Here is a 5,676-nt window from a genome sequence, read left to right on the forward strand (position 1 = left end):
AAATTGGTTCAGATGAATATTATATTTATAGAAATATTCTCTCCCCAACAAATAATAATCAAAAGCACTGATATTTTTTGTATATAATTTCTCTAATTGAATTGTCTCTTCTGGAGTCAGTTTAAGTCCAATCTCTGAAACAACATTCTTAAGTATTTGCGTATATATCTGAAAAAAATTTTCTCTTTCCGATTTTAAAAATCCCTGCCAGATAATTTCTTTTATATGGGAATCATAGAGTTCTGCATGGACAAAAATTGAGTCTTTGGAATTTTCTAAATCTCCATAAAGCAAAAATTGGACTTGGAGGTTTTCAGCAATTAGATCGAGAGATTCATTACTATCCTTGTATGTTTCGGAACTGGATTTAGAGATGATTCTTAAAGTGGAAATAGGCGATAAGTGAGAAATTAGATCCAGAGTCAATCCATCCGAAAATCTAATATCATCATCTCCTTCATTAACCTGGCTAAATGGCAGTACAGCAATTGATTTTATTTCCGTCTCTGTAAACTGTTTGATATATGAATTGTGATAAATCAAAAACCCTATTAAACTAACCGCTAAAAATATAACTGCTGCCACCATAAATTTTTTCAATCGGCTTTCAAGCAGTTTTAACATTTCCCCTCTTTTGGGAATCTTCAATCCTTCATTTGCAAGGGCATAAATTTCGATGGGTTCTTTTACATTTTTTAACTTGAAAAGCCCTTTCGAGACTAATTTAAAGATTGAAGGTTCTCCAATACCTTCTTGGATTTTCTTTGAGAATAAGACAGAACCCGGAAGCCCTAATGTCTGTAATCTAGAAGCAATATTAACTGCATCCCCAAATACATCATTTCTGTCTAAGATTACCTCTCCATAGTGAATTCCAATTCTCAGATTTAATTCTTTTGAGTTAAAGTAATGTTTCTGAAGTTCATAGGCAGCAGCAACCGCATCATGGGAATCTGTGAACGAACATAATATACCATCACCCAATTCTTTGATTAATTTTCCGTTATTTTTTGCTAAGATGTCTTGGTGGATTTTTAGGTTTTTATTGACAAGCTCAAAAGCCAAATCTTGGTTGTCACCCATTAATGCCGTGTAACCTACGATATCTGAAAACAAAATCGCAGCTTTCGTCTTTTTCAGATCTTCTTTCATAATTGAAAAAAATAAAAATTTTAAAGTGTGAGTTAGATTTGAATAACTTGTAGGATCTTCAAATTTTAGAAAAAGAATTGTCATTGATTCCTTTCCAATTGATATTCATAGATAACCATAATTATCCTTTTCAATACATTTCTTCAAGGTAGTAAATTATAATAAAAATTAATTCGATTATATTTAATTGATTAATTAAAAAGTACCTGCGGGATAAGATGGGTTCTTTTCAATGCGATATAAAACCCTTACTTCCTTTAGTGTTTGTTTTGTCCCAAAAGATAAAATATTATATTGAGGTCTAAAGACATAGATTATGACTTATCGTTTATTATGCCTTCCTCTTTTTCTACTTTGGTTTTCCTGCCAATCCCCTAAAAATAAAATAAATATAGACGACATATTTCTAAGTTGGGAATTGGAAGAAAATATCGCAGTGCCCAATCAATCCCATACTGCCAAATTCACTATCACCAATAGCGGGAAAACGCCTCTCTACCCTGATTGGGAGATTTATTTCAATACTATCTTTTTATCGGTGAATCCAACAAGTTTAGATGAAAATATAGTGGTAGAACATTTGTCAGGGGATTTTTTCAGAATTAAACCTGCTATGGATTTTCCTGTTTTAAGGCCGGACCAAACCTATTCTTTTTCTTATCAATCGGATAATTTCATTGTGAAAAATAGCCATTCACCACAAGGAGTCTTTATGGTTTTTGGTGATGAAGAAAAAGGTCATCAAATAAATAATTATTCTGCAAAAGAATTCAGCTTGGGTGACTTGTACAAAAAGGCAGAGGGAACCTCACTTCCGATTCCTGTTGGGAAGAATTTATTCGAACAATCAAAAGGCCTTACATTTTTGACTAAAAAGGAATTTTCGCCAATTATTCCGACCCCCAAAAGTTTGGAATGGGATGAAGGAGAATTGCAGATTGACGGAGATTTTGAAATTTCGTATGATGAGGAATTTTCCCAAGAAGCTGAATTTTTGATCAATAGTTTATCTTCCAAATATTCAGGTAAAGTCACTCTTAATACATCTCATGAGGCGATAATCCAAATCATTAAAAATCCAGTTATTGAGAGTTTAGAAGAATACAACTTGGAAATTACTGATAAAATTCAAATTCAAGCAAATCATCCAAAAGGCGTTTTTTATGCTGTTCAGTCTTTATTGGCTTTGTTACCTGTTGATAATTTCATTGAAGCCCAATCCAAATTGGTTTTCCCTAAATTGAAAATTGAAGACGAACCCCGTTTCGCATATCGTGGACTCTTTCTGGATGTAGCACGGAATTTTCAGACCAAAGAAGCTGTCTTGAAACTTCTGGATTTGATGGCGTTTTATAAATTGAATGTTTTTCATTTCAACTTGGCCAATGATGAAGGTTGGAGGATTGAAATTCCCAACTTGCCGGAATTGACCGATGTGGGCAGTAAAAGAGGGTTTTCAAGAAATGAGGAAAACTTCCTTTGGCCTTATTATGGTTCAGGTCCTGATTATGACAATTCCCCGAATGGAACTGGGTTTTATACAGTTTCTGATTTTGAAGAGATCCTGAAATATGCCCATGAAAGGCATATTGAGGTGATTCCTGAGTTGGGAGTTCCGGGCCATTCGAGGGCGGCCATCATTGCCATGCGAAAACGCTACCATGATAAAAAAGAGATTGATTTGGATGCTGCATTGGAGTACCTTTTAGAGGATTTTGAGGATACCTCAGAATATTTGTCTGCACAGAATTTCCGTGGGAATACACTTTGCATCTGTCAGGAATCCACTTATAATTTTTATGAAAAAATAGTCGATGAAATGATGGCAAGGTATCAATCTGCAGGAGTTCCATTAAATACTTTCCATACTGGTGGGGATGAAGTTCCCCACGGTGCTTGGACAGCTTCACCTGTATGTGCTGATTTTATCTCAAAGCATGAAGACTTAAATGAGGTTAAAGATTTGACCAATTATTTTTATAAAAGAGTGAATAAAATCTTTGAGGATAGAGGGCTTCAAGTTGCAGGATGGGAAGAAATAGGCCAAAAGACTGTAACAGAAAATGGCAAAGAAGTTTCAAGACCTAATCCTGAATTTGCTGATAAAAACTTTAGGGTTTATGCCTGGAATTCTGTTGCAGGTTGGGGAGGAGAAGATATGGCTTACCAATTGGCAAATGTCGGTTATGAGGTAATCGTCTGCAATTCCTCCAATATTTATTTTGACTTGGCTTATAACATGGACCCGGATGAGCCTGGTCATCAATGGTCGGGATATGTGGATTTAAATACTTCTTGGAGAACTGTACCTCTCAATCATTTTATTTCAAATGAAAAGGACATGTATGGAAGACCTATTGATCCTGATGAACTGGCAAAGGGAAAAATAAAACTTAGCGAGCAAGGTAAAAAAAATATCAAGGGAATTCAGGGACAACTTTGGACAGAAACAGTTAAAGGTCAGGACATGATGGAATATTACCTTTTGCCCAAAATGCTTGGGCTGGTAGAAAGGGCATGGGCAGCTGACCCTAGTTGGACTACGATCAAAGACCCTGAAAAAAGAATTGAAGAAAGGGAAAAAGATTGGAACAGGTTTGCCAATACGGTAGGTCAGAAGGAAATCCCAAGATTAGATTATTTATTCGGAGGGTTCAATGTGAGGTTACCTAAACCAGGCACTTTGGTTCATGAGGGACTGATGCATGTGAATGTTGAAACTCCCGGTCTCATCGTAAGGTACACAAGGGATGGAACCGAACCTGATATGAATTCTCCCGAGTATTCTGCGCCAATGCCGATAGAAGGAAATATCAAGGTAAGGGTATTCACACCATCAGGCCATGCCGGAGAGACTTCAACCTGCCTTCAAAAAAGCAATTGAATAGCCCATTAATTTTAATGCTACCACAATCTATTGAGAGAAAGAATATTAACTTTAGTCGTTAAATAAAGCCCAAATTCCCCAAATGACCGATTATGAAAAAACCTATTAAACTGATTCTCCTGTCATTGTTGACGGCTGGACTCCTCTCTTTCTATTCCTGCAACCGACCTGTCATAATTCCAGATTTCGAAACATTGACAGATGAACAAAAGCATTTACCTGAATTTGCCCTTTCAGGAATTAGCATTGTTGAAGGATTGGAGGCTAAACTTTTTGCATCTGAACCCACAATCACCAATCCGACAAATATTGATATTGACCATAAGGGCAGGGTTTGGGTCCTGGAAGCATATAATTACCGACCTGAGATCACAGGAAATGAAACCAATCCTGAAGGGGATAGAATAGTAATTTTGGAGGATACCAATGGTGATGGTGTTCAGGACAAGAGCACGGTATTCTATCAGGGGCCTGAGGTCAATGCACCTTTGGGTATTTGGGTAATGGGAAATCAGGCCATCGTTTCGCAAAGTCCTTATGTGTGGATGTTTACCGATACCAATGGGGATGATAAGGCAGACAAAAAGGAAATCATTTTTCAGGGCATTTCCGGAGAGCAACATGACCATGGGATGCACAGTTTTGTCTTCGGTCCTGATGGAAAGTTTTATTTCAACTTTGGTAATTCGGGTGGCCAATTGAGGGATAAAAACAATCAGATTATTATGGATATCCATGGAGTGGAGATCAATACCGAAAATTTCAAACAAGGTCTGGTTTTCAGGTGCAATACAGACTTTACTGACATTGAGGTTTTAGGGCAGAATTTCAGGAACAATTACGAGGTGGCTGTAGATTCTTACGGTACGCTTTGGCAATCGGACAATGATGACGATGGCAACAAAGGTGTAAGAATCAATTATGTTATGGAGTTTGGAAATTATGGATACAAAGATGAAATGACCAATGCAAGTTGGTCGGCAAACCGGACCAACAAAGAAAAAGAGATTCCTCTTCAGCATTGGCATTTGAATGATCCCGGTGTTGTGCCCAACCTTTTGCAGACCGGGGCAGGTTCACCTACGGGTATTTTGGTTTATGAAGGGAGATTGCTTCCTGAGGTGTTTTGGGATCAAATGATCCATGCCGATGCAGGTCCAAATGTGGTAAGGTCCTATCCCGTCAAAAAAGACGGTGCAGGCTATTCGGCGGAAATCATCAATATCATGGTTGGAGAAAAGAATCAATGGTTCCGTCCTTCGGATGTTTGTATTGCACCGGATGGTTCTCTATTTGTAGCCGATTGGTATGACCCGGGAGTGGGTGGCCATCAGGTAGGTGATTTGAATCGGGGAAGGATATTTAGGTTGGCACCTCCAAAGAACCGATACAAAATCCCTACATATGATCTAACAAATGTCGAAGGTGCTTTGGAAGCTTTACAGAATCCAAACCTTTCTTGGCGCTATCAGGCTTGGATGGCCCTTCAGGATTTTGGCGTTCAGGCAGAAAAAGGTTTGGCAGCCATGTTTGCCAATCATGAAAATCCAAGAATGAGGGCAAGGGCTTTTTGGGTACTGGCCAAAATGGAAGGGAAAGGACAAAAATATATTGACCAGGCACTAGCAGATTCTAAC

At 37.8% G+C, this 5,676-nt stretch carries 3 protein-coding genes; 2 read left to right on the forward strand and 1 reads right to left on the reverse strand.

What is annotated here, in order from left to right; genetic code table 11:
- On the reverse strand, window positions 1-1,152 hold a 1,152-nt coding region (locus ACEW8O_RS19145; protein ID WP_373496234.1), incomplete at its 3' end, for an adenylate/guanylate cyclase domain-containing protein.
- A 316-nt stretch (window positions 1,153-1,468) separates the two neighbouring features.
- Between ACEW8O_RS19145 and ACEW8O_RS19150 the strand changes: the two genes are divergently transcribed.
- A complete protein-coding gene (locus ACEW8O_RS19150; protein WP_373496235.1) occupies window positions 1,469-4,036 on the forward strand; it encodes a family 20 glycosylhydrolase in 2,568 nt (855 codons plus the stop codon).
- 95 nt (window positions 4,037-4,131) lie between these two features.
- On the forward strand, window positions 4,132-5,676 hold a 1,545-nt coding region (locus tag ACEW8O_RS19155; protein WP_373496236.1), incomplete at its 3' end, for a PVC-type heme-binding CxxCH protein.

Origin of the sequence: Aquiflexum sp. (genome assembly GCF_041749095.1) — a bacterium.
Taxonomy (GTDB): Bacteria; Bacteroidota; Bacteroidia; order Cytophagales; family Cyclobacteriaceae; genus Aquiflexum.

Excerpts from the sequence above, each read along its gene's own strand:
- ACEW8O_RS19150 (WP_373496235.1), top strand. The coding sequence starts at position 1,469 with ATGACTTATCGTTTATTATGCCTTCCTCTTTTTCTACTTTGGTTTTCC.